The following is a 25,352-nucleotide window of genomic DNA, read 5'->3' as shown; positions in this document are numbered from 1 at the left end:
ACACCTCCCTCTCGCGTCTGACGCCGGTGATGACCGCGTCGGCGGAGGAAACTCATCGGTCGGTCCGCGACGACCCCTATACGGCCGCGTTCGCCGCCTTGGAGGCCTTCGCCGCCTGGTGGGCGATCCACTCCTTGCGGAACAGGAAGCCCCGCAGGGCCGCGATCGCCAGGAACAGCAGGCCGAAGCCGCCCCGGCCCAGGCCTCCTACCTGCACGAACCAGTAGAAGCACGCGCCGGCCATGGTGAGGCAGATGCCGATGACCAGGGGCTCGCGCAGATAGAAGGGCAGGACACGGAGGATGAGGTTGAGAAACACCGGCCAAGTTGAACAGAACGCGTCAACTCTGTCGAGCTAAATTCGCTGGATGATCGTGCCGGTGGCCAGCCCGCCCCCGGCGCACATCGTCACCAGGGCGAACTCCTTGTCCGCGCGCTCCAGTTCATGAAGCGCCGTGGCGATGAGCCGGGCCCCGGTGGCCCCCACCGGATGCCCGAGCGCGATCGCGCCGCCGTTGACGTTGACCTTCTCCAGGTCCTGTTCGAAGACCTGTGCCCAGCTCAGCACCACGGACGCGAAGGCCTCGTTGATCTCGACGAGGTCGATGTCCTTCAGGGACATCCCGGCCTTGCCCAGCACCGCCCTGGTCGCGTCGATCGGCCCGTCGAGGTGGAAGTGCGGGTCGGCGCCGACCAGTGCCTGGGCGACGATCCGGGCCCTGGGCCGCAGTTTCAGCGCTCGCGCCATCCGCTTCGAGGCCCACATGATCGCCGCCGCGCCGTCGCTGATCTGGGACGAGTTGCCCGCCGTGTGGATGGCGGTGGGCATGACGGACTTCAGGCCCGCCAGCGCCTCCATGGAGGTGTCGCGCAGACCCTCGTCCCGGTCCACCAGCCGCCACATGCCCTGCCCCGCGTGCTGCTCGTCCTCCGTCGTCGGCACCTGCACGGCGAACGTCTCGCGCTTGAAGCGTTCCTCGCTCCACGCGACAGCGGCCCGCTCCTGCGAGATGAGGCCCAGCGAGTCGACGTTCTCCCTCGTCAGCCCCCGATGGCGGGCGATCCGCTCGGCGGCCTCGAACTGGTTGGGCAGGTCCACGTTCCACTCGTCGGGGAACGGCTTGCCCGGCCCGTGCTTGGACCCGGAGCCGAGCGGCACCCGCGACATCGCCTCGACTCCGCAGGAGATGCCGACGTCGATGACGCCCGCCGCGATCAGGTTCGCCGTCATGTGCGAGGCCTGTTGCGAGGAGCCGCACTGGCAGTCGACCGTCGTCGCCGCCGTCTCGTAGGGCAGGCCCATCGTCAGCCAGGCCGTGCGCGCGGGGTTCATGGACTGTTCGCCGGCGTGGGTCACGGTGCCGCCGACGATCTGCTCGACGCAGTCGGCGGGGATGCCGGTGCGGCCGAGGAGTTCACGGTAGGTCTCGCCCAGCAGATAGGCGGGGTGGAGGTTGGCGAGCGCGCCGCCGCGCCTGCCGATGGGGGTGCGTACGGCTTCGACGATCACGGGTTCCGCGGCCATGAAAGGAGTTCCTCTCCTGCGTACCCGCGCGGCGCGGGGGCGTCCCGGCCCGGCCCGCCACGCGGAACTAGTACGTGTTCTAGTTCCATGTGCAGTCTGCTGACTACGCGTCCGCAACCGCAAGGGTCGTGCACGCAATTGGGCTCGCCGTACCTCTTGCCTCTTATAGAACCCGTTACTACCTTCACGGCAACCCGACCTGATGGACCGTCAGAAAACGACTGTCAGAGCCACGGCTGGAGTGAGTTGCCCATGCCCTGTCCAGCGCTGCCCGACGGGTTCGACTTCACCGACCCCGACCTGCTGCAACACCGTGTCCCGCTGCCGGAGTTCGCCGAGCTGCGCCGGGCGGAACCGGTCCACTGGATCCCCCAGGCGGACAACCTCGCCGGCTTCCAGGACGAGGGCTACTGGGCCGTCACCCGGCACGCCGACGTCAAACACGTCTCCACGCACCCCGAGATCTACTCCTCCATGCTCAACACGGCGATCATCCGCTTCAACGAGCACATCGAGCGCGACGCCATCGACGCCCAGCGGCTGATCATCCTCAACATGGACCCGCCGGAGCACACCCGGGTGCGCCAGATCGTGCAGCGCGGCTTCACGCCCCGCTCGATCCGCGCCCTGGAGGACACCCTCCGCGCCCGCGCCCACTCCATCGTCCGGACGGCCCTCGCCCACGAGGGCTCCTTCGACTTCGTCACCCAGGTCGCCTGCGAACTCCCCCTCCAGGCCATCGCCGAGCTGATCGGCATCCCGCAGGAGGACCGCCTCAAGATCTTCGAGTGGTCGAACCGGATGATCTCCTACGACGATCCCGAGTACGCGATCACCGAGGAGGTCGGCCAGGAAGCGGCGATGGAGGTCATCGCCTACGCCATGAACATGGCCGCCGAGCGCAAGAAGTGCCCGGCGAAGGACATCGTGACCACGCTGGTGGCGGCCGAGGACGAGGGCAACCTCGCCTCGGACGAGTTCGGCATGTTCGTGCTCGCCCTGGCGGTCGCCGGCAACGAGACCACCCGCAACGCCATCAGCCACGGCATGCACGCCTTCCTGACCCACCCCGACCAGTGGGAGCTGTTCAAACGCGAGCGCCCGGCGACCACGGCGGAGGAGATCGTCCGCTGGGCGACCCCGGTGGTCAGCTTCCAGCGCACCGCGACCCAGGACACCGAACTGGGCGGCAAGAAGATCAAGCAGGGCGACCGGGTGGGCATCTTCTACGCCTCGGCCAACCACGACCCGGAGGTCTTCGAGAACCCCGACACCTTCGACATCACCCGTGACCCCAACCCGCACCTCGGCTTCGGCGGCGGCGGCCCGCACTTCTGCCTCGGCAAGTCCCTGGCGGTCATGGAGATCAACCTGATCTTCAACGCCATCGCCGACGCCATGCCGGGCCTCCATCTGACCGGCGACCCGCGCCGGCTCCGCTCGGCCTGGATCAACGGCGTCAAGGAACTCCAGGTGAGCGTGGCCTGACCCGCGTGGCCCGACCCCCGACCCGGGCCGGTGGCTTCCCGGCGCCGCCGGCCCGTCCGGACCCCCGGGGGAGGCAGGAGCACCCCCATCCCTACGTCCCGCTCCCGCCTCCCCCGTGGCCCACGGCCCGTGGGTCCGTCCTCACCCGCCGGCGGTGCCCGACCGCCGCCCCGTCACCCGGCCTTCCTGAACAGCTCCGACATCCGGTCCCCCGCCTCCCGGCCCAGTACCGCCGAGTCCGTCCCGATCAGGCCGATCCGCTCGGCCAGTTCGCGGCCGTGGACGTCGACGGCGGCCTCGATCAGCCCGGCGAGCGCGTCCAATGCGTCACGGGCCCGGGAGCGGGCGACGGCCGCGCAGCCGACGGCGACCAGGGCGGCCGGCCACCACCAGCAGGCGAGCAGGGCGTAGCCGACGGCCCAGGCGGCGAGGCGGGCGGCGGCGCCGAAGGAGTCGTGGGCGGACTGGATCTGGCGTACGGCGGGCTCGGGGAGGATCAGCCACAGCCGTGGCCAGAGGGCGGCGAGGTCCACTCCGTAGGCGGCGTGGACCCGGTCCGCCGCCGCCTGGACGCGGTCGCCGTACCAGGTGGGGCGGGCCGGTCTGCGCAGCGCGACGCGGTCGCGGGCCTCGGCGAGGTCCTCGATGCGCGCCAGGATGTCCGAAGAGCCGTTGCCCGAAGAGCCGCTGCCCGAAGAGGTGATGGCCTCCTCGTACCGCGTGTCCAGGTCCTGCCATCTGCGGGCGCGGCGGGCGGTCAGGGTGCGGGACAGCCGGTCGCGGCCGAAGCGGAGCCAGTACCGCTCGATCACCCCGCCGAGGAACTGCGCGGCGAGCGAGGCGGCGGTCGCGGTGAGCAGGGCGAGGGCGACCAGGAGCGCGGCGGTACCGGTGCGGTCCAGGGCGGGGCGGGCCGCGAGCTCGTCCAGCGTGGTGCGCAGCCGGTCGATGTCGTGCCAGTGGCGGTGGCCCAGGGTGGTGCCGACCGCCGTGGCTGCCAGGAAGAGGGCACCGGGCAGGACCAGCAGGTTCAGCCAGCGTTCGGTGAGTTTGCCGCCCAGGGTGGCGAGGAGGGGGTTCATCCGGGCGGGGTCACCGGTCCGGGCCCAGCCGGCCCTTGCGCATCCGCGTGCCGTTGACGGCGCAGGGCGGGGCGGGGAGCAGGTCGCGGGCCCGTTCCACCCGGGTGCAGCGGGTCGGTCCGGGGCACACGGCCACCTTGATGTGTGGGGAGATGCCGGGGACCCGGCCCACGCGGGACTCGTTGACCAGGCCTCGCGCGTCCCCCGCCTGCCGCAGCGCCGTGTCCAGGGCGCGGTAGCAGGCGGCGAGTTCGGCGGCGCCCGTGCCCGATCGCACCATCTCCCGCGCCCGTTCGGCCAGTTCCCGGACGCCGGGCTGCCGCAGATCCGCGGCCGAGCCGAGCAGGGCACACAGGACCGCCGCGGCCCGCTGGTCAGCCTGGGGAGAGTCGGGGGAGGCGGTCATGGCTCAAGTGTGCCGTAGATCAAGCGGGGTTGAGCGAGTGTTGACATGCTGTCGGGAGCGACGGCTGGGGGGAGCTACGGCGTGCGGTACGACCGGGACGGGTTTCTTCAGGCGGTGCGCGTGCGTCTCGACCGGGCCCGGACGCCGGACGGGCGGGTCGACGCGGACGTGGTGTTCGGCCCCGCGGCGGATGCCGAGCTGCGGGGGCTGCTGCGGACCTGCGACACGAGGACCGACATGGAGGCCCGGCACGCGGCCGGCTGGCTCTGTATCGCCCGGGCGATGGCCGACCCCGACGAGCCCGTGCACGGGTGCATGGCGGGGACCCTGCTCTATCCGGTGTGGGTCGCCGATCCGGCGCTGGTGCCGCCGGAGTTGGGGGCGGGCTACGCGGGCAACGATCCCGCCGTCCACCCCGACCCGGCGAACGCGGACGGTCCCCATGAGTGGGCGGCCCAGGTCGCCGCGTTCGAGATCGTGGTGGCGGGGCGGCAGCACAATCCGCCGCCGGACGCCTCCGAGTCGGACCTCCGGCTCCACGAGATGGCGGTGCTGCTGGCCTCTGTGTCGCCCTCACGCGACGTCCAGGCAGCCACCGCGATCGGGCTCGCCAGTCTCGCCGTACTCGCGACACCGGAGTACGAGCCCTGGTTCCCCGGCCGGCTCCGGGGCGCGGCCGACATCGTGACCCTCGCGGGGACGACCTGGCCGCACGGGGACCTGGCGGACGGGGATCCGGTCCGGTTCGTCCGCGGTGCCCTGCGGCGGGTCCCGGCCGTCTCCCTCGAACGGCTCCTGGTCCTCGCCGGTCTGGGCCGTCTGCTCCTGGGCCGCTACCTGGAGTCGCACGACGCCGAGGACCTGCACGAGGCGGTGGGCATCGCACGGGACGTACTGGCCCAGCTGCCGCCCGGCGACCCGCATCTGCCGTACGCCTTCGAGGCGTTGGGGCAGGCGCTGCTGCTCTCGCGCCAGGCGGAGGGCGCGACGCCCGAGGAGTGCGACGAGGTGGTGGACGTGTGCCGGCGGGCCGCCGTCGGCCATCCGAGAGGCCCCGCGTCGGCGGGCCACGACCTGGGGATGGCCCTCGTCCTCAGGGCGCACCACACCGGCCGGGTGGCGGATCTGGACGAGGCGATCACCGTGTTCACGGCGGCGCTGCGGGCGGCGGGCAACCCGGGCGAGACCGCCGCCCTGCGCAACGCGCTGGGCAACGCCCTGCGCGCCCGCTCCGTCGCGACCGGCTCCCAGGCCGATCTGGACGCCGCGCTCGGCCTCACGGACCTCGCCGTGGGGTCCGCGGAGTCGGCGGACGCCCCTCAACTGCCGCTCATCGCGCCCGCGATGGCCCTGTACAACAACTACCTGCGCGACCCGAGGGCGAACCGGGCGGACCTCGACGAGGCGCTGCGCCAGCTGCGGCGCGCCGAGAAGCTCATGGCACCGGCCCACCCGGACCGCCCCGCGGCACTCGACGACCTCGGCCTGGTGCTGCTCGCCTGCTTCCAACGATCAGGAGAGCTAGGGGAGTTGAACGAGGCCGTGCTGGCCCACCGGGAGTCGGTAGCCCTCACTCCGCAGGGGCACGGTTCGCTCGGAATACGGCTGCTCAACCTCGGCGCCGCGTTGAGTCAGCGGTACCAGCTGACCGAGGACGGCGACGACCTGCGGGAGTCCGAGGACTGCCGGCGCCGGGCCGCCGAACTGCCCGGCATGGGCCCCGCGCACCGGGCGGCGCTGGCGAGTTCGACCGGGCTCGGTCTCATGGCGGGCTTCGAGCGTGCCCCCGACCCCGTCGCCCGGCTCGACGAGGCGGTACGGCTCTTGCGGCAGGCGCTCGCCCTCACCCCGGCGGGCGACCCGATGCTGCCCCGGCGCCGCCACAACCTCGCCGTCGCCCTGCTGCTCCGGATCGCCAAGACGCTGCGGATCGACGAGGCCCGCGAGGCGCGCGAGCTGGCCGACGCGGTGATCGCGGCGCTGCCCCCGAACTCCCCCGAGCTGCCCAGTGCCCTCACGGTGGCCGCCAACGCGCGAATACTGAGCCCTCGCACCCTGCTGTCGTCGGCCGCCCGGGACGAGGTGGTCGGGCTGTACCGCCGGGCGGTCGAGGCCACCGCGCCCGGCCATCCCACGCGTACCCAGCGCCTGGCGAACCTCGGCAACGCCCTGCGCGGCGTGGGGCTCCGCCGCAATCGGCGCCCGGCCGACCTGGTCGAGGCGGCGGAGCGGTTCCGGGAGGCGGCCCTGGAGCAGCAGTGCGCGCCCGCCCTGCGTCTGGACGCGGCCCGGTCCTGGGGCGAGGTCCGGGCGGAGCTGGGTGACTGGGCCGGCGCCCTGGACGGCTATGTCACGGCGGTCGACCTGCTGCACTCGGTCGCGCCCCGCCATCTCGTCCGCGACGACCAGGAGTTCCTGCTGAGCCGTACGGTCGGGCTGGGCGCCGCCGCCGCTGCCTGCGCGGTGCGCTGCGGCCGGCCCGGGCTCGCGGTGGGGCTGCTGGAACAGGCGAGGGGTGTGATCCTCTCCCACGCCTTCGACGCCGACAGCGATCTGACCCGGCTCCGGGAGAGCGCCCCCGGCCTCGCCGACCGTTTCGAGGAACTCCGGGAGGCTCTCGACACGGCGACCGACAGCCAGGGGTTCCTGGCGGAGGAGCCGTCCGGCGCCGCCGACGCCCGCGCGGATGTGCGCCAGCGGCTGGCCGCCGAGTGGCGCGACCTCACCGCCCGGATCCGCGCCGAGCATCCCGAACTGGGCCTGCTGCGGCCGGTGCGGGACTGGGACGAGGGCGAACTGCGCGCCACGGCGGCCGCGGGCCCGGTGATCCTGGTCAACGTCTCCCCGTACGGCAGCCACGCTCTGATCGTCACCGGGGAGGCGATCGTCGCCGTACCGCTGCCGGACCTCGACCCGGGGACGACGGCGACCCGTCGGCAGACCTTCCAGGACGCGCTGGTGCGCATCGAGGCACCGGGGACCTCGCGCCGGCAGTCGCAGCGCGCGCAGCAGGACGTACGGGAGACCCTCGCCTGGCTGTGGCGGGCGGTCACCGGCCCGGTCCTGGACCGGCTGCCCGGGGTGCGGCGGGTGTGGTGGTCGCCGGGCGGTCTCATGGGCACGCTGCCCCTGCACGCGGCGGGCACCGAGGCCGCCCCCGGCGCCCTGGACCGGGTGGTCTCCTCGTACACGCCGACCCTGCGGGCCCTGCACCACGCGCGTCGGCGTGCCGCTCGCCCGGCGGGCGGCGGGGCCCTCGTCGTCAGCGTCGCCGAGGCCGCCGGACAGGCTCCGCTCCCGGGCGCCCGCGACGAGGCGGACCGGCTGGCCCGTCGGCTTCCCGGGTCGGTGCTGCTGGCGGACGCGGCCGCCACCCGCTCCGCGGTCGTGTCGGCCCTGCACCATCACGCCTACGCCCACTTCGCCTGCCACGCCCTGGGTGACCTGGAGCGCGCTTCGGGCAGCCGGCTCGTCCTGCACGACCACACCGAACACCCGCTGACCGTCCGTGAGTTGGCCCGGCTGCGGCTGCCGTCGGTGCGGCTCGCCTACCTGTCCGCCTGTGACACCCTGCGCACCAGCCCCGAACTCGCCGACGAGGCCGTCCACATCGTCAGCGCCTTCCAGATGGCGGGCTTCCCGCATGTGGTCGGCTCCCTGTGGCACGTCGACGACATGATCGGGACCGAGGTCGCGCTCAGCGTGTACGAGGCCCTGGACCGGGGCGACGGCACGCTCGACGTGTCCCGCACGGCCGAGGCCCTGCACCACGCCGTACGCGCCCAGCGGGACACCTATCCCCGGACCCCGAGCCTGTGGGCCTGCCAGGTGCACGCGGGCCCGTGACGGACGGTCAGCCCGGCTGCCTGACCGGCTCGGGTCGGTTCTCGCCGGCGATCGAGGTGACCGTCCTGGCCCGCGGCCCCTGGAACAGATAGGCCAGCCCGAAGCCGCCGCCCACCACCATCGCGCCGCCCACCGCGTCCAGGACCCAGTGGTTGCCGGTCACGACGATCGCCGTGACCGTGAACAGCGGGTGCAGCAGGCCCAGGGCCTTCAGCCACCGCTTCGGGGCGACGATCGCGATGACCAGGCCGCACCACAGCGACCAGCCGAAGTGCAGGGACGGCATCGCGGCGTACTGGTTGGTCAGGGCGGTCAGGGTGCCGTACTCCGGCTGGGAGAAGTCCTGGACGCCGTGGACCGTGTCGATGACGCCCAGGCCGGGCATCAGGCGCGGCGGGGCCAGCGGGTAGAGCCAGAAGCCGACCAGGGCGAGGATCGTGGTGAAGCCGAGCGAGGCGCGGGCCCAGCGGTAGTCGACCGGACGGCGCCAGTACAGGACCGCGAGGACGGACAGCGGGACCGCGAAGTGGAACGACGTGTAGTAGAAGTCGAAGAAGTCGCGGAGCGCGCCGGCCTTGACGATCGCGTGGTTCGCCCAGCGCTCGATGTCGATGTGCAGCCATCGCTCCAGGTCGAGGATCTGCCGGCCGTGCGCCTCCGCCCGGGCCCGGCCCCCGGAGTTGGTGCCGCCCGTCGCCGCGAGGCGCACCTTCTGGTACGCCGCGTAGGTCACGCGGATCAGCAGCAGCTCCAGGAGCAGGTTCGGGCGGGTGAGCACCCGCTTGAGGGACGGCAGCAGCGGCACCCGCCGGAAGCGGGCCGGGACCGGCTCGGCGTACCGCGTCGGGACCGGGCTGCGGTAGTACGGGGACGTCCGGGTCAGGAACGGCACGGCCGTCGCCGCCGCGAGCGCCGCCAGGAGAACGACGTTGTCGCGCAGGGGGTCCAGCGCGGCCATGTTCGGTAGCAGTATTTTCGCGGGCAGGGTCATGACCAGGACCACTCCGACCGGCCACACATACCGGTCCGAGGCCCGCCTGCCGACCCGTCCGACCACCGCGAGCAGCACCCACAGCGACTGGTGCTGCCAGGTCATCGGCGAGACCAGGACCGCCGCACAGCCGGTGATCGCCACCGCGAGCAGCAGCTGCCCGTCGTGGGCGTAGCGCGCGGCCCGGCGCAGGGCCGGCACCGTGACGGCCGCGCCCAGCGCGAGGAACAGCGCGATCTCGGGCGGACCGGACAGGCCCGACCGCAGCAGCGCGCCGTGCAGCGACTGGTTGGCGAGGTCGTCCGCCGGCCCGCCGAGCCCGGTACCGGCCACGTGGTGGACCCAGTAGGTGTACGAGTCGTGCGGCATCGCCAGCCACGCGAGCACGGTGCACGCGGCGAAGGTCACCCCGCCCGACAGCGCGGCCGCGCGCCGGCCGGTGAACCACAGCAGCGCGGCGAAGAGCAGCACCGGCGGCTGGAGCGCGGCGGCCAGGCCGATCAGCAGGCCGCTCGTGCGTTGTCCGCGGACGACGAAGCAGCCGAGCAACACCAGCAGCACCGGCATGATGCTGGTCTGGCCCAGCCACAGCGTGTTGCGGACCGGCAGCGACAGCATCAGCAGGCTGACCGAGACCGGGGCGGCCAGCAGCGCCGTGAGCTTTCCCACCGGCTGCGGCAGGGCGTGCGCGACGACCAGACCGAGGGCGACGACCAGCAGCAGCGTGCCGAAGGTCCAGCCCCAGCCGAGGGCCTGCTCGGCGGCACGTGTCAACGGCTTCAGCACGAGCCCCCCGAAGGGCGTACCCGTGAACAGCGTCGAGTCGTACAGCGAGCCCGTCACATGCAGGACACCGTCGGGGCCGACCCAGGTCTCCAGGTCGGTCAGCCGCTCCCCCTCGGGGGTGCTCAGCACGACGGCCACCTGCCGGACGGCGAGTATCGCGGCGATCAGCCACAGTCCGAGGCGGGCGGCACGCAGACGTGCTCGCGCCGAGTCCACGGCCGTCGCTCCGAACGCCTGTGCCGGTCGTCCGCTGTGCTCCGGGTTCAACACGCCTCGTAGGCCTCCCGCCCCGTCTTCTTACGTTGCAGGCACCCCCCACTCCACCTGGCATACGTCCCGCTTTGCCCGAATGACGATAGTCCGCGTCTGTGGGCTCCGCCGCGTGGGACGCGACGTGGATCACTTACGGCACCGGGCGGAGCGGAACCGTATGCTCCCGCCGTACTACCGTCTGAAGCCGTCGACGGTACGGCGGAGGGGCTTGGGGACATGGTCGGTTTCCTGCGCGGGCGGGCGCGGCGGCGGGTGTTCGCGGTCGTCCTGGCGTTACTCGTCACCCAGATCGGCTCGCTCGTCGCCCCTGCCTACGCGTGTGGCTGCGGCGCTCTGATCCCGGACACCGCCCGGCGTGTCGGCGTGTCGCGCGAGGTGTCCGTCGTGCGCTGGGACGGCACCCAGGAGCAGATCGTCATGCGGCTGACGGTCGAGGGTGACAGCGACCGGGCCGCCTGGGTCATGCCGGTACCCCGTCGCGCGACGGTCAAGCTCGGCGATCCGGCCCTCTTCGACCAGCTGGACGCGGCCACCGCTCCCGTACACCGCACCCGGTACCACTTCTGGCCCGAGGACGGCGACTGGCCGCTCGTCTCCGGAGGCGGCCCCGACACCGGCGCACCCCCGCCGGGCGCAGGTGTCGGCGGCCGGCAGCCCGTCACCGTGGTCGGCCGCCAGAAACTCGGTCCGTTCGACGTGGCCCGGCTCACCGCGACCGACCCTGACGCCCTCGGCAGCTGGCTGGACACCAACGGCTTCGACCTCCCCACCCGGCTGAACACCGCCCTGGAGCCGTATGTGCGCGGCCGCTGGGAGTACGTGGCGGTCCGGCTGGCCCCGCAGACCTCCGGCACCGCCCTGCGCGGCGCCCTGGACCCGCTCCACCTCACCTTCTCGACGGACCGGCCCGTCTACCCGATGCGGCTGTCCCGGCTGGCGCGGACTCCGCAGTCCCTGGGTCTGTACGTCCTGGCTCCGCACCGCATGGAGCCGGCCTCCGCGATCGGCGGGTCACGACCGCGGGTGACCTTCGCCGGCCGGGTGACCGCGAAGTCCGGAGCGCTGGCCGAACTGGCGGCGGGCACACCGTTCCTGACCGCCGTGGGCCAGGAGTTCCCGACCCCGTCCCTGATCGACGGCGACCACATGCTGCGCCGGGCGGCGTCCGACACCGCGTTCCAGCAGGTGGTCTACGAGGACCGGCTGCGCACGGTCGCCGGGATCCCGGCGTGGCTGCTGACGGTCGTGGGCGGCCTCGCGCTGGTCGTCACGGCCGTGGCCCTGCGCGTCGTACGCCGCTCCCGGCGCCCGGTGATCCCGCCGAAGCCGGTGCGGCCGCCACCCCCGGTCGGCTGAGACCCCGTACCCATGTTCGTCAGGTGAGCTGGTCAGTGATGTGACCAGCCGTAGGAAAGGCACAGTTGTATGAGTGAGTCGCGGATCTGGCACGACGTGGACGACTACTTCGCCGCCCACCTCACACCCGACGACGAGGTGCTGACGGCCGCCCTGCGCGACAGCGAGGCGGCCGCGCTCCCACCGATCAGCGTCACCGCCACCCAGGGCAAGCTGCTCCAGCTGCTCGCCCAGGTCCAGGGCGCCCGGACCGTCCTGGAGATCGGCACCCTCGGCGGCTACAGCACCATCTGGCTGGCCCGCGCGCTGCCGGCCGACGGCCGGCTGATCTCGCTGGAGTACAGCCCGGTCCACGCCGAGGTCGCGACCCGCAACATCGCGCGGGCCGGCCTCGACCGGCTCGTCGAGATCCGCGTCGGCGCGGCTCTGGAGTCACTCCCGCGGCTGGCCGACGAGCACCCGGACCCCTTCGACCTCGTCTTCGTCGACGCCGACAAGAACAACAACCCGCACTACCTGGAATGGGCCCTGAAGCTCACCCGCCCGGGCAGCCTGATCATCGTCGACAACGTGGTCCGCGGCGGCCGTGTCGCCGTCCCGGACGGCGCGGACCCGGACGTCGCCGGCACCCGGGCCGCGATCGAACTGATCGGCTCCCACCCGAGGTTGAGCGGCACGGCGATCCAGACGGTGGGCGGCAAGGGCTACGACGGCTTCGCGCTGGCGCGGGTGCTGGCGTAGCCCGTCGCGGGCCGGTGCGGATCAGTCCTCGTGGTAGAAGCCGACGTTGACGGTACGGGGAGCGGTGCGGTCCCGGATGACGATCTCGCCGTTCCCGCCCCGGGGCAGCGGGATCGTCCCGCCGTAGACGAGGGGTTGCGCGTACTGGCCGACCACCAGATGCACCTCGGAGGACGGTTCGGGCTGCGAGCCCTGGAGCCAGGTCACCTGCCAGCCGCCCTCCGGGCCGCACAGGAACTCCAGGTGCACCCGGGAGACGAACAGCCAGTCGTCGGGCGTCGAGAGGCGGCACACGGACTGGTCCCGGCCCACTCGCAGCACGGCGCCCGGGTCACTGGGCGCGTCGGCCATCTGCATGCCGGCCGTGGCACCCTCCTCCGCCGCGGATACGGCGGCCATGGTGAGTTCGAGCACGTGCGCTCCCTTTGCAGTTCCTGAACCGTTCCTGAGCAAGTGTCCTTGCACAGCGGCCGCATGATAAATCGCCCGGCCACTGCGCGTCCGGCACAATGGACTCATGACCGAGCGAAAGCCACCTGGCGTCCCGTTCGAGTCCTGGGTCGACAAGCAGATCCAAGACGCTCAGGGTCGCGGCGACTTCGACCGACTCCCCGGCGTGGGCGAACCCCTGCCCGCCGATCTCGAAACCCCGTACGACGAACTGTGGTGGATCAGGCGGAAGATGGCCCGTGAGGGCCTGGCCGTGCTGCCGCCCGCGCTGGCCCTGCGCAGAGAGGCCGAGGACACGCTCGCCGCGGCCTACGCGGCGCCTTCGGAACGGATCGTCCGGAAGCTGATCACGGACGTCAACGTCAAGATCCGCGCCATGATGTTCAGGCCGCCGCCCGGCCCCCCGCTGGGCAAGAAGCCGTACGACGTCGAGGACGTCGTACGGCAGTGGCGGGAGCGCCGGGCGGCGGCGGGCGGGTCAGAGGTGCAGTAGCCGGTCCGCCATCTCGCGGTAGTCGCGCAGGGCGAGCCGGAGCTGCTCGGTGTCGCCGGAGTCGGCGTTCTTGTCGCCGTCCTGCTGCCAGGACATGCGCAGGGTGCGGCGGCGCTGTGTCAGGGCGTCCGTGACCCGGGCGGCGACCTCCTCCATCACGTGGTCGGCCTCCTCCACGGAGGTGCGGGGCCCGTCGACGAACCCGGCGACCGCGTGCTGGAGCCGCAGCGAGAGCTTGTCGCACTCGTCGTGCGGGAGCAGCCGGCCGCGGTGGGCGCCCTCGCCCTTGGCCGCCGTCTCGTGCCCGGCGGGACCGGCGACGAGGGGCGAGCGTGAGCCGTCGCCCTTCGCGGTCCGCTCGGCGCCGGAGCCGTCGCGGGTGTCGTGGCCCGTGTCGTGTCCGGTGTCGTGTCCGGCCACCAGGGGGGCGCTCTCCTCGCCCAGGGGGCCCTTGGTCCGGCCGCCCGTGCCGTAGGCGCGTCCCGCCGGGCCGGCGCCCGTGGTCTTCTCGTCGCGCCGCGCGCCTTCGGCGCCCGGGCCGGTCGTCGCGTCCGTCATGTCACTCAACTCCCCTTCGCGTGACGCCGGTTGAACGCCCACGGCAGATGGCCGCTGCCGTCGGTGCGGGCGGGACGGTTCCCGCCGTCGGACTTCTCGTGCCGCTCGGACCTCTCGGCCCGCTCGGCCGTCCTGGACGACTCACGGTGGCGTCCCTCGCCCACCAGGTCCTCGAACAGGGCCCGGGCCTCCACCATGGCCTCGCGCAGCTCCTCGGTGCCGGACCGGGCGCCGTCCTGCGACTCGTCCCCGCGCAGATGCGCGGCGCGGTGCACACGCCGGTAGCCGTGCACATGGTCGGCGTGGTGCACGGACAGCGCGGCGAGCTGCTCCTCGTACTGGCCGCCGTCCGGGAACCCCTTGGCCCCGGCGAGGTCGGCGAGCAGCCGGTCCGCCTCGGCCACGGCCTCCCGCGGCGAGTCGACGAAGCGCTCCTGGGCGGCCGTCCAGCGGGCCTCGTACTGCTCCCGCTGGGCCGGCTCCAGGGACCGCTCGCGCAGCGATCCGTGCCGCTCGACACGCTCGGCGAGTTCCCGCTCGGCAGCCTGCGGGTCCCCGTCGTGCCGGGCGACGGCGCGGTCGTACTCGGGCCCGAAGCGCCGCTTCAGGCTCCGGCCGCGCTGCGGCCCCCGGGCACGCCGGGCAAGAACGGCCGCCACCACAAGGACGGCCGCGACGATCACGATCAGAGCGATGATCAGGCCTGTTGACATGGCTACCGGGTAGCCCCGTCCGGGCACCTCAAACCGGCCGCGGAATTCCTCCGCCGGAGGTCCCGCATATCCGGTTGCGGCGGGCGGGGCGCGCCTCCCGAGAATGGACGCCATGACGACCTGGACCGTGGCCCCCGAGCCCTACGACTCCCCCGTCGCCGTCGCGCTCTGGCGGGCGTACTACACGGAGGTCAGCGACCGCTGGTACCTCCTGCACGAGGGCCGCCGCACCGACCCGGCCGAGCTGGAGCGGGAGACGGCCCGCGCGGACTGGTCCGAGCTCACGCCGCCGGGCGGGGAGCTGCTGGTGGGCCGCTACGGCGGTGAGCCGGCCGGCACCGCGGGCGTACGGCTGCTGGACGCGGACACCGCCGAGCTGAAGCGGGTGTTCGTCCGCGAGGAGCTGCGCGGCAGGGGCGGCGGCCCGGTGCTGGTGCGGGCCGCCGAGGACGCCGCCCGCGCGCTGGGCGCCGTACGGCTGGTCCTCGACACCCGGCACGACCTCGTCGAGGCACGCGCGCTGTACGCCCGTCTCGGGTACGAGGAGACCGAGCCGTACAACGACGGTCAGTACGCCGAGCACTGGTTCGGCAAGAAGCTGTAGCGGCTCAACCGGGCTGTGCCGCCGTCCCGTTGTGCGGCTGCTCGCGGTCCGAGCCGCACAGTTCGGTGTTGAGGTCCTTCACCAGCTGCGCCAGGTCCGTCGGGCGGTCCGGGCCCCACCAGTCGCCGAGGAGTTCGGCCAGGGACTCCTCGCGGGCGAGGGCGAGACGGTCGGCGACCTCGCGGCCGGCGTCGGTCAGGACGAGGTCGACGCCCTGCCGCGCCGCCAGGCGCCGTTCCTCGACCTGGCGGGCGGCGGCGATGACGACGTGCAGCGGCACGGCGGTGCGTTCGGCGAGAACCGCCGGCTCCACCCAGCCGTACTTCTTGATCCGCAGCAGCAGCCAGCTCGCCCCCGGCAGCAGGTCGTACCCGGCCCGTTCGGTGATCTCCCGGTAGATCTCACGGCGCCCCTCCCGGGTACCGAGCACCGACAGCGCCCGGCACACCTCGTCGTACGACGACCGCTCCACCGGGTTGCTGGCCAGCGTCTCGGTGAGATCCGGCGCCGTGACCGAGGCACGCAGCCGGTCCTCCTTGAGGAACCAGGCCAGCACGAAGCCGAGGAGGGCGACCGGGGCCGCGTACAGGAAGACGTCGGTGATGGACGAGGCGTACGCGTGCACCGCGGGCGGCTGGAGCGCGCCCGGCAGCTCGGTGATGCCGCGCGGATCGGACTCCAGGGCGTCCACCGAGGCGCCGGGCGGGAGTTCGGCGCCCTGGAAGGCGGCGGCGAGCTTGTCGCCGAGGCGGTTCGCGAACACTGTGCCGAAGATGGCGACGCCGAAGGACGCCCCGATCGAGCGGAAGAAGGTCGCGCCGGAGGTGGCGACGCCCAGATCCTCGTACGAGACCGCGTTCTGCACGATCAGGACCAGCACCTGCATGACCAGGCCGAGGCCCAGGCCGAAGACGAAGAAGTACGTGCTCATCTCCGCCGTCGAACTGTTCTCGTCGAGTCGGTGCAGGAGCAGCAGGCCGAGTGTGGTGACGCCGGTGCCGGCGACCGGGAACACCTTCCAGCGGCCGGTGCGGCTGACGATCTGTCCCGACGCGGTCGACGACAGCAGCATGCCGGCCACCATCGGCAGCATGTGCACTCCGGACATGGTCGGGCTGACGCCCTGAACGACCTGGAGGAACGTCGGCAGATAGGTCATCGCGCCGAACATCGCGAAGCCCACGATGAAGCTGATCACGGCGGACAGCGTGAAGGTGCGGACGCGGAAGAGCTTGAGCGGGAGGACGGGTTCGGCCGCCCTGCGTTCCACGGCGACGAAGGCCACGGCGAGGGCGACGCCGAGCACCGCCAGGCCGATGACCTGCGGCGAGCCCCAGCCCCAGGTGGTGCCGCCGAGGGACGCCACCAGCACCAGGCAGGTGGCGACCGCCGCGATGAGGAAGGTGCCCAGGTAGTCGATGACGTGCCGGGTCGCCTTGCGCGGGATGCGGAGCACGGTGGCGATCACGGCGAGGGCCACGACGCCGACGGGGAGGTTGATGTAGAAGACCCAGCGCCAGCTGAGATGTTCGGTGAACAGGCCGCCGAGAAGCGGGCCGAGGACGCTGGTCGCCCCGAAGACCGCGCCGAACAGGCCCTGGTAGCGGCCGCGTTCGCGGGGCGGGACGAGGTCGCCGACGATCGCCATCGACAGCACCATGAGGCCGCCGCCGCCGAGGCCCTGGAGGGCGCGGAAGGCGATCAGCTGGGGCATGTTCTGCGCCATGCCGCACAGCGCCGAGCCGATCAGGAAGATCACGATCGCGGTCTGGAACAGCTTCTTCCGGCCGTACTGGTCGCCCAGCTTGCCCCACAGCGGGGTCGCGGCGGTCGAGGCGAGCAGATACGCGGTGACCACCCATGACAGATGCTCCAGGCCGCCGAGGTCGCTGACGATCGTGGGCAGCGCGGTGGAGACGATGGTCTGGTCGAGGGCTGCGAGGAGCATCCCGAGGAGCAGCGCGCCGATGGAGACGAGGACGTTGCCGGACGGGTGCGGGTCGCGTGTCCGGCCGCGGGTCTGGGCTGGGGGCTGCACATCCCCCGTCATACCGTGCGCGTCCGCGGCCATGAAGACCTCCCGGGGGTCTCGTTACAACTCCATCGTGGTTGGTGTGACCGTTTATGGCCTGTTGAGTCCTGTTGGAATACGGCATTCCGGGGGCTTATGGGGCGAGGGTGTGGAGAGGGTCTGCATAATCTCTGGAGTTCGCGAGGGGAGGGACGAACACATGGCGGAATCCAACGGTCATCTGTGCCCGGAGTGCGGGGCGCCGAGAGCGGCCGACAACACGCCGTCGTGCGGGTGCACGCAGCGGGCGTCCGACGCCCTGCGCGAGACGCGTACGGCGGAGGCGGCCGCGGCGGAGGACTTCGACCCGCTGCGGATACGTCCCTATGTGGAGCTGGAGGGGGAGGCGCCGCCGGGTTCTGCTTCTGGGACCGACGTGACGATGCCGCTGCGGCCGGTGCAGCCTGTGCCTGCGGAGCTCCCCACGCCTCTGGCGCCGCCGCCGTCGCAGCCCAGCACGACGGACCTGAACCTGTTCGACGGAACCGTGCCGGCGGTCGCCGGGGACTTCGAGGCCGGGGCCCGGCGTCCTCGCCGTACGCTCCTGCTCGGCGCGGCCGGGGGGCTCGTCGCGGTGATCGCTGCAGCCGGCCTGGCGAGCGGGTTCTTCTCGTACGAGACCCCGACCCGGGACGGTGCCCTGCCGGAGGAGGTCCGGGCGAGCGTGCCGGACGCGGCGACGAGCTCGGCGTCCACGTCACCGTCGCCGAGCAAGACGTCGGCGCCCCCCGCGGCGGCGCCCCCGGCCGCCTCCAGCTCCGCGAGCCCCTCGGCCTCCCCCTCCCCGTCCCGCTCCAGCGCCTCCCCGAGCGCGTCCCGCTCCGCGGAACCTTCGGCGTCCCAGGCGAGCTCCGCCGCGACGACGGAAGCGGCCGACGAATCCGACAGCTCTCGCGAGATCGCCCCACCGGTGCTCCGCCGTGGCTCCCAGGGCGAGGAGGTGGTCGAGCTGGAACTCCGCCTGACCCAGCTCGGTCTGTACACCAGGAAGGCGAGCGGCCACTACAACGAGGGCGTCGAGGACGCGGTGTCTCGTTACCAGTGGGCCCGGGGTGTCCAGGTGTCCGAACACGGGGTGTACGACCTGGCGACACGGGAGCGCCTGGAGTCGGAGACACAGGAACCGTAGTGGGTGGATGCCTGCGGCGGCCCGTGGCCTGTGCGTGGGGGTTCGCGTCGCGCACTACGGTGCGTTGTGAGTCGGTGCCGCACCGGGGGGTGTCCGTCCTCGGTCGGGCGCCACTGTTTCGCCTGGGCTGTGCTGTCGGTCGGACGCCCGACGCTGCGGGCGGACACCCCCCGGTACGTCCCCTGCTCGCCGTTGCGCCGGTGCGAGTGCGTCCCGCCTGAGGACAGAGCGTCAACGCAGGGCTGCGCCTCGCCACCCACCCGCAGGAGGCCGCACTTCCCAATGCCGGTCCGTGTCGTGTTTTTCAGCCCGTCCGGCGTTTGAGGACGAAGGTTTGCCCTCCCGATCCCCCACCCACCCGCGTCTTGTTTTTCAGCCCGTCCGGCGTTTGAGGACAAGGCCCCTTCAGGGCCGTTGGGGGTCCAGGGGGCGGAGCCCCCTGGGGGCGGGGTCGAAGGGGCGGCAGCCCCTGGGGGATGGGAACGGGTAGGGGCGGCGGGGGCGAAAAACACTTGGGCCGGTCGTCAGCCGACGTACACCCGGACCGTTCCATCCGCAGCTCGCTCCACCCGTACCTGGGTCAGGTCCCGCACCACCACATCCGGTTCATGGAAGTCCGCCCGCGCCCCGACCCCCACGACCTGCATCCCCGCGGCCCGCCCCGCCGCGATCCCCGCCCCCGAGTCCTCGAAGACGATGCAGTCCTCCGGCGCCACACCGAGCTCCGCGGCGCCCTTGAGGAAGCCCTCCGGATGCGGCTTGCTCTCGCCCACGGACTCGGCGGTGACGCGGATGTCCGGAAGGGGCAGGCCGGCCGCGGCCATACGGGCCGTGGAGAGGGCGACGTCGGCCGAGGTGACGAGGGCGTGCGGCACCCTCGACAGGGACGCAAGGAAGGCGGCCGCGCCCGGTATCGGCAGCACGCCGTCCATGTCCGCGGTCTCCTCGGCGAGCATCCGCGCGTTGTCCGCGTGGTTCTGCTCCATCGGCCGCTCCGGCAGCAGCACCGCCATCGACGCGTACCCCTGCCGCCCATGGACGACCTTCATGACCTCGTCGCCGTCGAGACCGTGCCGCTCGGACCACCGCCGCCAGCAACGCTCGACGACGGCATCGGAGTTCACGAGGGTGCCGTCCATGTCGAGCAGGAGGGCACGGGCGGTCAGCACGGTCGGTACGGCGGTGGCCGTCATCGGCAGCTCCAGGACGAGGGAGAACCGGGGGTGACCCGGAGGGACAAGGCGGCCCCCGCCCGCCGGTCAGGGAGAACGGGCGGGGAGCCACTTTGTTTCTCTACGGTACAAAACCCGGACCGCTTTGCGCCAGCACCTCAGGGAACTGTTCACCGGCCGTTCAGCTCACCCGGCGACCGCCTCCCACAGGCTCCACACCCCGAGCCCCAGCATCAGCAGCGCCGCCACCTTCGTGATCAATCGCAACGGCACCCGCTTCATCAGCGCCTTTCCACCGACGATGCCCAGCCCCGCCACCGCCCACAGCGCGAGCACCGCGCCGAGGCCGACGGAGAGCGGGTCGTCGTAACGGGCAGCCAGATTCGCCGTCATGATCTGCGTCAGATCGCCGAACTCCGCGACCAGGATCAACATGAAGCCCGCGCCCGCGACCTTCCAGAACGACTGGTTCTCCGGACGCCTGATCTCCTCCTCGTCCTCGTCCTTCTTCAGCAGCAGCACCGCCGCGCCGCCCAGGAAGAGCACGCCCGTCAGCGCGTGCACGATCTGCTGCGGCAGGAGCGTGAGGACACTGCCCGCCGCCACGGCGAGCGCGACATGGAGCGCGAAGGCGGCCGCGACGCCCGCGAAGACGTACGAGGCGCGGTAGCGGGTGCCGAGGACGAGGCCGGCGAGCGCGGTCTTGTCCGGCAGTTCGGCAAGGAAGACGACGCCGAAGACCACGGCTGTCACGGTGAAGCTGATCAAGGTTCCTCAATCGGTAGGGCTGCCCCACCGAGAGTCTTGCTGCGCTACGACACCTCGGCACGGCAGCGCACGGATATACCTGTGCACCACTGGCCGAAGGTCTCGCTGGCCGGTCGCACGCGACCTGCCTCCGGGCGCCGGCTCAGACGAGCTGAGCAGTATGTCGACGGTCCGGCGAAGAGCTACTCCCCTTCAACTCCGACCATCATACGAGATCGTTTCGCCGTAAACCTTGTCGTGTCATGTACGCGTCACTAGCTTCTAACCCAACGCACACCTCCCCGCAACACGGCGGCGCGAGCATTCCATCGCTCGCGCTCCAACACCCCCACCCCCTCAAGGGAGTTCGCATGGCGAAGTTCTACGCGCGTCGACGGCTCAGCATACTCGCCGCGCTCACCGGTCTCATAGCCTCGGTCGGGCTCCTCAACGGTCCGACCGCCTCCGCCGCCCTGCCCACCCCGGTCAGCGCCGCCACCGCCCGCACCTACCTCGCCTCCCTCACCGTGGCCACCGAGGACCGCACCGGCTACGACCGCGACCTCTTCCCGCACTGGATCACCCAGTCCGGCACCTGCAACACCCGCGAGGTCGTCCTCAAGCGCGACGGCACGAACGTCGTCCAGGACTCCGCCTGTGCCGCGACCAGCGGCAGCTGGTACTCCGTGTACGACGGCGCCACCTGGACCGCCGCCTCCGACCTCGACATCGACCACCTGGTCCCGCTCGCCGAGGCCTGGGACTCCGGCGCCGACAGCTGGACCACCGCCCAGCGCCAGGCCTTCGCCAACGACCTGACCCGCCCGCAGCTCATCGCCGTCACGGACAACGTCAACCAGGCCAAGGGCGACCAGGACCCCGCCACCTGGATGCCGTCGCGGACCGCGTACCGCTGCACCTACGTCCGCGCCTGGGTCCAGGTGAAGTACTACTACGACCTGTCCGTGGACTCCGCGGAGAAGAGCGCGCTCACCAGCTATCTGTCCGCCTGCTGACGATTCGGCGCCGGACCCTCCCCACCGGCCTCCGTCGTTCCGTACCGTACGGGGCGACGGAGGAGGGTGATCGTGGCCGGACTGCGGCTGGGACCGCTGCTGAGGTACGCCGACGGCTCGACCGCGACCGTATGGGTCGAGGCGAGCCGTCCGTGCACCGCCGAGGTGCGCTGTGCGGGTGGGGCGGGCGGCTCGGCCCGTACCTTTCAGGTCTCGGGGCACCACTACGCCCTGGTCCAGGTCACGGGCCTGACACCGGGGAGCTCGACCCCGTACGAGGTCCTGCTGGACGGCGTACGCGTCTGGCCGCTGCCCGACTCCCCCTTCCCGGACCCGGCGATCCGCACCCCCGCCGAGGGCGACACCGTCCGGGTCGCCTTCGGCTCCTGCCGCTGGGCCGCTCCGCCGCACGGCGAGCCGGACCCGGTCGGAGCCGACGCCCTGGACACCCTGGCGGCCCGGATCGCGGCCGACCCGGACGGTGAACGGCCCGATGTGCTGGTCCTGTTGGGCGATCAGGTGTACGCCGACGAGACCTCCCCGGCGACCCGGCGCTGGCTCGCCGCGCGCCGGGATCTGAGCGATCCGCCGGGCAGCGAGGTCGCGGACTACGAGGAGTACACCCACCTCTACTACGAGTCCTGGCTCGACCCCGAGATCCGCTGGCTGCTCTCGACCGTGCCCAGCTGCATGATCTTCGACGACCACGACGTCATAGACGACTGGAACACTTCCGCCTCCTGGGTCGAGGACATGCGGGCCACGCCGTGGTGGCGCGAGCGGCTGCTGAGCGGGCTGATGTCGTACTGGGTGCACCAGCACCTCGGGAACCTGTCCCCGGCGGAGCTCGACTCCGACCCGCTCTACGCCGCCGTACGCGAAGCCCCGGACGGCACCGACGAGTTGCGTGCCTTCGCCTGCAAGGCCGACACCGATCCGGCCTCGGTGCGCTGGAGTTACCGGCGGGACTTCGGGCGGGTACGGCTGCTGATGGTCGACTCACGGGCGGCCCGGGTCCTCGACGAGGCGAACCGGTCGATGCTCGACCCGGGTGAGGCCGAGTGGTTGCGCGCGCAGGTGCTGGACGGGGAGCGGGCGTACGACCATCTCCTCCTCGGGACGTCGCTGCCCTGGCTGCTGCCGCATCTGGTGCATGACGCCGAGGCGTGGAACGCGGCGCTGTGCCGGGGTGAACGCGGGCCGCGCTGGGCGCGGTTCGGGGAGAAGCTGCGGCGGCGGGCGGACCTGGAGCACTGGGCGGCCTTCCCGGCGTCCTTCGACGCGCTGGCCGCCCTCATCGCGGAGGCGGGGTCCGGGCCGGGCGCGCCGGCGACGGTGTGTGTGCTGTCGGGGGACGTCCATCACGCGTACGTCGCCGAGCCGAGCTGGCCGGCGGGGGCCGGGCCGGACGCCCGTGTGGTGCAGCTGACCTGTTCCCCCGTCCACAACTCCATCCCGCTGTCGATACGGCTCGGGTTCCGCTTCGGCTGGAGCGCGGTGGGCCGTTTCCTCGGGCGCCGGTTCGCCGGGCACGGCGCCTGTCCGCAGCCGTCGGTGGACTGGCGGCGGACGGGCGGGCCCTGGTTCGGCAACCAGCTCATGACCCTGACGCTGCGGGGGCGTTCGGCCCGACTGCGCATGGAGCAGGCGCGGGCCGTACGGGGCGGGAAGGCGCGGCTGACGGTGGTGGCCGAGTCGGTCCTGAGCGAGAAGTGACCGGCCTCCTGTGCACAAGTGAGGCTCAGCGGCTCGGCATCGCCACCGGTAACGCCTGACGATGCCGGTGATTTGCGTGTGACGTCCGGCGGTTGCTGGGGTGAGCGGGACCGCCGTTGGCTTCCGTGGCGGCCGACGGCATGATGAGGCGGACCGTCCGCTTCCGCACGGGCGGTCCGCTGCCTTGCGCCCCCACGCCCGGGAGTCCCGCTCTTGCCCCCACCGACCACGACCTGCCCGCCCCTCTCCGTCGCCGTGGTCGGCGCCGGGCCACGCGGCACCAGCGTGCTGGAACGCCTCTGCGCCTCCGCCCCGGAACTGCTTCCGCCCGGCGCCCGGCTCACCGTTCACATGGTCGACCCGGCACCACCGGGAGCGGGCCGCGTCTGGCGCACCGCGCAGCCGGCGGGCCTCCTGATGAACACCGTGGCCTGTCAGGTGACCCTGTTCACCGACGACAGCGTGGACTGCTCCGGCCCGATCCGCCCCGGACCCAGCCTGCACGAGTGGGCGGACGGCGCGCTGGGCCCGGACGAGTATCCGACCCGCGCCCACTACGGCCGCTACCTGGAGTGGGTGTTCGCCCGTACGGTGCGCGAGGCGCCGCCCGGAGTTCGGATACGGACGCACACCGCCCGCGCGACCCGGCTCGACGACGCCCCCGACGGCCGGCAGACCCTCGCCCTCGACGACGGCCGTGAACTGACCGGCCTGTCCGCCGTCGTGCTCGCCCAGGGCCATCTGCCGACCGTCCCGGACGCGGCGCTGCGGACGGACTCCGCGTACGCCGACGCCCAGGGCCTGCTGCACATCCCGCCCGCCAACCCGGCCGACGTCGACCTCTCCGCCGTATCCCCGGGCGAACCGGTGCTGTTGCGCGGGCTGGGGCTCAACTTCTTCGACCACACGGCCCTGTTGACGACCGGGCGCGGCGGCCGTTTCGTATCCGATCCACACGGACTGCGGTACGTCCCCTCCGGCCGCGAGCCCCGGCTGTACGCAGGGTCCCGGCGCGGCGTCCCCTACCAGGCGCGCGGCGACAACGCGAAGGGGGCGTACGGCCGTCACATCCCTCGCGTCCTTACGCCGGAGGTCGTCTCGGGCTTCCGCAAGCGCGCCGACTCGGGCGAGGCGCCCGACTTCCTCGCCGAGATATGGCCGCTGGTGGCGAAGGAGGTGGAGACGGTCTACTACGAACTGCTCGTCGGGGAGCTTGAGTTCGGTAAGTCCGCGTTCAGAAAGCCCGAGTTCGGGAAATCCGGGTTCAGGCAGTCCGGGTTCAGGGAGCGGTTTCTCGCCGTCCCCCACGGAGACCCTCAAGAGGCGTTGGTCCTCGACGAGTTCGGGGTCCCGGGCGCCGACCGCTGGAGCTGGGACCGGATCGCCCGCCCGTACGCGGGGCGCGGGTTCGCCGATCCCGGCCGGTGGCGCGACTGGCTGCTGGCGCTGTTGCGCGAGGACGCCGCGCAGGCCGCCCTCGGCAACGTGGCCGGCCCGCTCAAGGCGGCCCTCGACGTACTGCGCGACCTGCGCAACGAGCTCCGGCTGATCGTCGATCACGGCGGTGTCGCCGGGGCCTCGCGCCGGGACCATCTGGACCGCTGGTACACCCCGCTCAACGCCTTCCTCTCCATAGGACCGCCCCGGCGCCGGATCGAGGAGCTGGTGGCGCTGATGGAGGCGGGCGTGGTCGAGGTGATCGGGCCGCGCCTGGAGGTCCGGGCGGCGGACGGGGCCTGGGTGGCGCACTCCCCGGAGGTGCCCGGCTCCGGCGTCCGCGTGACGACGCTCATAGAGGCCCGGCTCCCGGAACCGGATCTGCGGCACACCGCAGACGAGCTCCTCGCCCGGCTGCTGAGGAGCGGGCAGTGTCGGCCACACGCCGTCGACGGTCACGAAACGGGCGGACTGGACGTGACAGCCCGCCCTTATCACCTGATAGACCGTCAAGGTCGGGCACACGCAAGGCGGTTCGCGTTCGGGGTGCCGACGGAGGGGGTCCACTGGGTGACCGCCGCGGGCGCGCGGCCTGGTGTGGATTCGGTCACGCTTTCGGACGCCGACGCGGTGGCGAGAGCGGCTCTACGTGCGACTACAGCGGGAACAGAGGCCCAAGTGGAGGCAAAGCCATGGCCAAATGTTGAACTTGCAAGCATTGATTAGGTCTGCCTAACGTGGAGCGCTCGAAC

21 protein-coding genes are annotated in these 25,352 nt (G+C 72.3%); 10 read left to right on the top strand and 11 right to left on the bottom strand.

The window, feature by feature from the left end; all coding sequences use genetic code 11:
- Positions 1–76 precede the first annotated feature (76 nt).
- The gene (locus ABKA17_RS26435; protein WP_353694719.1) at positions 77–319 is read right to left on the bottom strand and encodes a hypothetical protein; all 243 of its coding nucleotides are present in this window, start codon (positions 317–319) and stop codon (positions 77–79) included.
- Positions 320–355: 36 nt separating this feature from the next.
- Positions 356–1,525 (bottom strand): steroid 3-ketoacyl-CoA thiolase, encoded by a 1,170-nt coding sequence (locus ABKA17_RS26430; RefSeq protein ID WP_353694718.1) that lies wholly within the window; start codon positions 1,523–1,525, stop codon positions 356–358.
- A gap of 252 nt (positions 1,526–1,777) precedes the next feature.
- Between ABKA17_RS26430 and ABKA17_RS26425 the strand changes: the two genes are divergently transcribed.
- Positions 1,778–3,013: a cytochrome P450 gene (locus ABKA17_RS26425; protein ID WP_353694717.1), complete on the top strand. Its 1,236-nt coding sequence runs from the start codon at positions 1,778–1,780 to the stop codon at positions 3,011–3,013.
- 173 nt (positions 3,014–3,186) lie between these two features.
- Here the strand turns inward: ABKA17_RS26425 and ABKA17_RS26420 are convergent, their stop codons facing one another.
- Together ABKA17_RS26420 and ABKA17_RS26415 are read right to left on the bottom strand one after the other, a co-directional pair.
- The gene (locus ABKA17_RS26420) at positions 3,187–4,095 is read right to left on the bottom strand and encodes a hypothetical protein (RefSeq protein ID WP_353694716.1); all 909 of its coding nucleotides are present in this window, start codon (positions 4,093–4,095) and stop codon (positions 3,187–3,189) included.
- A 10-nt stretch (positions 4,096–4,105) separates the two neighbouring features.
- The gene (locus tag ABKA17_RS26415; RefSeq protein WP_353694715.1) at positions 4,106–4,501 is read right to left on the bottom strand and encodes a hypothetical protein; all 396 of its coding nucleotides are present in this window, start codon (positions 4,499–4,501) and stop codon (positions 4,106–4,108) included.
- An 81-nt stretch (positions 4,502–4,582) separates the two neighbouring features.
- Between ABKA17_RS26415 and ABKA17_RS26410 the strand changes: the two genes are divergently transcribed.
- Positions 4,583–8,347 carry a CHAT domain-containing protein gene (locus tag ABKA17_RS26410; protein ID WP_353694714.1) on the top strand — a complete coding sequence of 1,255 codons (3,765 nt, stop codon included), beginning with the start codon at positions 4,583–4,585 and terminating at the stop codon, positions 8,345–8,347.
- 7 nt (positions 8,348–8,354) lie between these two features.
- Here the strand turns inward: ABKA17_RS26410 and ABKA17_RS26405 are convergent, their stop codons facing one another.
- Positions 8,355–10,394 (bottom strand): bifunctional glycosyltransferase 87/phosphatase PAP2 family protein, encoded by a 2,040-nt coding sequence (locus ABKA17_RS26405; RefSeq protein ID WP_353694713.1) that lies wholly within the window; start codon positions 10,392–10,394, stop codon positions 8,355–8,357.
- A 219-nt stretch (positions 10,395–10,613) separates the two neighbouring features.
- Here ABKA17_RS26405 and ABKA17_RS26400 point away from each other — a divergent pair, with 219 nt between their 5' ends.
- Entirely contained in the window at positions 10,614–11,753 is a 1,140-nt protein-coding gene (locus ABKA17_RS26400; RefSeq protein ID WP_353694712.1) for a DUF2330 domain-containing protein, read from the top strand.
- A 69-nt stretch (positions 11,754–11,822) separates the two neighbouring features.
- A complete protein-coding gene (locus ABKA17_RS26395; RefSeq protein ID WP_353694711.1) occupies positions 11,823–12,494 on the top strand; it encodes an O-methyltransferase in 672 nt (223 codons plus the stop codon).
- Positions 12,495–12,515: 21 nt separating this feature from the next.
- Here ABKA17_RS26395 and ABKA17_RS26390 read toward each other — a convergent pair whose 3' ends face one another.
- A complete protein-coding gene (locus ABKA17_RS26390; protein WP_353694710.1) occupies positions 12,516–12,908 on the bottom strand; it encodes a hypothetical protein in 393 nt (130 codons plus the stop codon).
- A gap of 103 nt (positions 12,909–13,011) precedes the next feature.
- On the opposite strand from ABKA17_RS26390, the gene ABKA17_RS26385 reads away from it, so the two are divergent.
- Positions 13,012–13,437, top strand: a complete 426-nt coding sequence (locus ABKA17_RS26385) for a DnaJ family domain-containing protein (protein ID WP_353694709.1) — start codon at positions 13,012–13,014, stop codon at positions 13,435–13,437.
- On the opposite strand, the gene ABKA17_RS26380 is transcribed toward ABKA17_RS26385, so the two are convergent.
- Both ABKA17_RS26380 and ABKA17_RS26375 read right to left on the bottom strand, forming a co-directional pair.
- Entirely contained in the window at positions 13,423–13,995 is a 573-nt protein-coding gene (locus ABKA17_RS26380; RefSeq protein ID WP_353694708.1) for a hypothetical protein, read from the bottom strand. The two genes, ABKA17_RS26385 and ABKA17_RS26380, sit on opposite strands and share 15 nt — an antisense overlap.
- Positions 13,996–14,000: 5 nt before the next feature.
- The gene (locus ABKA17_RS26375; protein WP_353694707.1) at positions 14,001–14,708 is read right to left on the bottom strand and encodes a hypothetical protein; all 708 of its coding nucleotides are present in this window, start codon (positions 14,706–14,708) and stop codon (positions 14,001–14,003) included.
- Positions 14,709–14,811: 103 nt separating this feature from the next.
- On the opposite strand from ABKA17_RS26375, the gene ABKA17_RS26370 reads away from it, so the two are divergent.
- Positions 14,812–15,312 carry a GNAT family N-acetyltransferase gene (locus tag ABKA17_RS26370; RefSeq protein WP_353694706.1) on the top strand — a complete coding sequence of 167 codons (501 nt, stop codon included), beginning with the start codon at positions 14,812–14,814 and terminating at the stop codon, positions 15,310–15,312.
- A 4-nt stretch (positions 15,313–15,316) separates the two neighbouring features.
- Here ABKA17_RS26370 and ABKA17_RS26365 read toward each other — a convergent pair whose 3' ends face one another.
- Complete coding sequence (locus ABKA17_RS26365) at positions 15,317–17,383, bottom strand: DHA2 family efflux MFS transporter permease subunit (RefSeq protein ID WP_353694705.1); 2,067 nt, start codon at positions 17,381–17,383, stop codon at positions 15,317–15,319.
- Positions 17,384–17,543: 160 nt separating this feature from the next.
- On the opposite strand from ABKA17_RS26365, the gene ABKA17_RS26360 reads away from it, so the two are divergent.
- Complete coding sequence (locus ABKA17_RS26360) at positions 17,544–18,512, top strand: peptidoglycan-binding domain-containing protein (protein WP_353694704.1); 969 nt, start codon at positions 17,544–17,546, stop codon at positions 18,510–18,512.
- Positions 18,513–19,036: 524 nt separating this feature from the next.
- On the opposite strand, the gene ABKA17_RS26355 is transcribed toward ABKA17_RS26360, so the two are convergent.
- Both ABKA17_RS26355 and ABKA17_RS26350 read right to left on the bottom strand, forming a co-directional pair.
- Complete coding sequence (locus ABKA17_RS26355) at positions 19,037–19,705, bottom strand: HAD-IA family hydrolase (RefSeq protein WP_353694703.1); 669 nt, start codon at positions 19,703–19,705, stop codon at positions 19,037–19,039.
- Between the two features lie 165 nt (positions 19,706–19,870).
- Positions 19,871–20,452, bottom strand: coding sequence for a TMEM165/GDT1 family protein (locus tag ABKA17_RS26350; RefSeq protein ID WP_353694702.1), 582 nt, complete (start codon positions 20,450–20,452; stop codon positions 19,871–19,873).
- Between the two features lie 350 nt (positions 20,453–20,802).
- Between ABKA17_RS26350 and ABKA17_RS26345 the strand changes: the two genes are divergently transcribed.
- From ABKA17_RS26345 to ABKA17_RS26335, 3 genes are all read left to right on the top strand, one after another.
- Positions 20,803–21,447, top strand: coding sequence for an HNH endonuclease family protein (locus tag ABKA17_RS26345; protein WP_353694701.1), 645 nt, complete (start codon positions 20,803–20,805; stop codon positions 21,445–21,447).
- Between the two features lie 72 nt (positions 21,448–21,519).
- Positions 21,520–23,163, top strand: a complete 1,644-nt coding sequence (locus ABKA17_RS26340) for an alkaline phosphatase D family protein (RefSeq protein WP_353694700.1) — start codon at positions 21,520–21,522, stop codon at positions 23,161–23,163.
- Positions 23,164–23,376: 213 nt separating this feature from the next.
- A complete protein-coding gene (locus ABKA17_RS26335) occupies positions 23,377–25,326 on the top strand; it encodes an FAD/NAD(P)-binding protein (protein ID WP_353694699.1) in 1,950 nt (649 codons plus the stop codon).
- Positions 25,327–25,352: the final 26 nt, after the last annotated feature.

This window comes from Streptomyces sp. RG80, assembly GCF_040446465.1.
In the GTDB taxonomy this organism is placed as follows: domain Bacteria; phylum Actinomycetota; class Actinomycetes; order Streptomycetales; family Streptomycetaceae; genus Streptomyces.
The sequence above is the reverse complement of the archived record's forward strand: the minus strand, read 5'-3'. Positions and strand labels throughout refer to the sequence as shown.

What these genes read in the sequence shown, in the direction of transcription:
- ABKA17_RS26385 (WP_353694709.1), top strand. Translation starts at nt 13,012, where the DNA reads ATGACCGAGCGAAAGCCACCTGGCGTCCCGTTCGAGTCCTGGGTCGAC.
- ABKA17_RS26360 (WP_353694704.1), top strand. Translation starts at nt 17,544, where the DNA reads ATGGCGGAATCCAACGGTCATCTGTGCCCGGAGTGCGGGGCGCCGAGA.
- ABKA17_RS26400 (WP_353694712.1), top strand. Translation starts at nt 10,614, where the DNA reads ATGGTCGGTTTCCTGCGCGGGCGGGCGCGGCGGCGGGTGTTCGCGGTC.
- ABKA17_RS26355 (WP_353694703.1), bottom strand. Translation starts at nt 19,705, where the DNA reads ATGACGGCCACCGCCGTACCGACCGTGCTGACCGCCCGTGCCCTCCTG.
- ABKA17_RS26395 (WP_353694711.1), top strand. Translation starts at nt 11,823, where the DNA reads ATGAGTGAGTCGCGGATCTGGCACGACGTGGACGACTACTTCGCCGCC.
- ABKA17_RS26365 (WP_353694705.1), bottom strand. Translation starts at nt 17,383, where the DNA reads ATGGCCGCGGACGCGCACGGTATGACGGGGGATGTGCAGCCCCCAGCC.
- ABKA17_RS26375 (WP_353694707.1), bottom strand. Translation starts at nt 14,708, where the DNA reads ATGTCAACAGGCCTGATCATCGCTCTGATCGTGATCGTCGCGGCCGTC.
- ABKA17_RS26425 (WP_353694717.1), top strand. Translation starts at nt 1,778, where the DNA reads ATGCCCTGTCCAGCGCTGCCCGACGGGTTCGACTTCACCGACCCCGAC.
- ABKA17_RS26345 (WP_353694701.1), top strand. Translation starts at nt 20,803, where the DNA reads ATGGCGAAGTTCTACGCGCGTCGACGGCTCAGCATACTCGCCGCGCTC.
- ABKA17_RS26420 (WP_353694716.1), bottom strand. Translation starts at nt 4,095, where the DNA reads ATGAACCCCCTCCTCGCCACCCTGGGCGGCAAACTCACCGAACGCTGG.
- ABKA17_RS26370 (WP_353694706.1), top strand. Translation starts at nt 14,812, where the DNA reads ATGGACGCCATGACGACCTGGACCGTGGCCCCCGAGCCCTACGACTCC.
- ABKA17_RS26380 (WP_353694708.1), bottom strand. Translation starts at nt 13,995, where the DNA reads ATGACGGACGCGACGACCGGCCCGGGCGCCGAAGGCGCGCGGCGCGAC.
- ABKA17_RS26415 (WP_353694715.1), bottom strand. Translation starts at nt 4,501, where the DNA reads ATGACCGCCTCCCCCGACTCTCCCCAGGCTGACCAGCGGGCCGCGGCG.
- ABKA17_RS26430 (WP_353694718.1), bottom strand. Translation starts at nt 1,525, where the DNA reads ATGGCCGCGGAACCCGTGATCGTCGAAGCCGTACGCACCCCCATCGGC.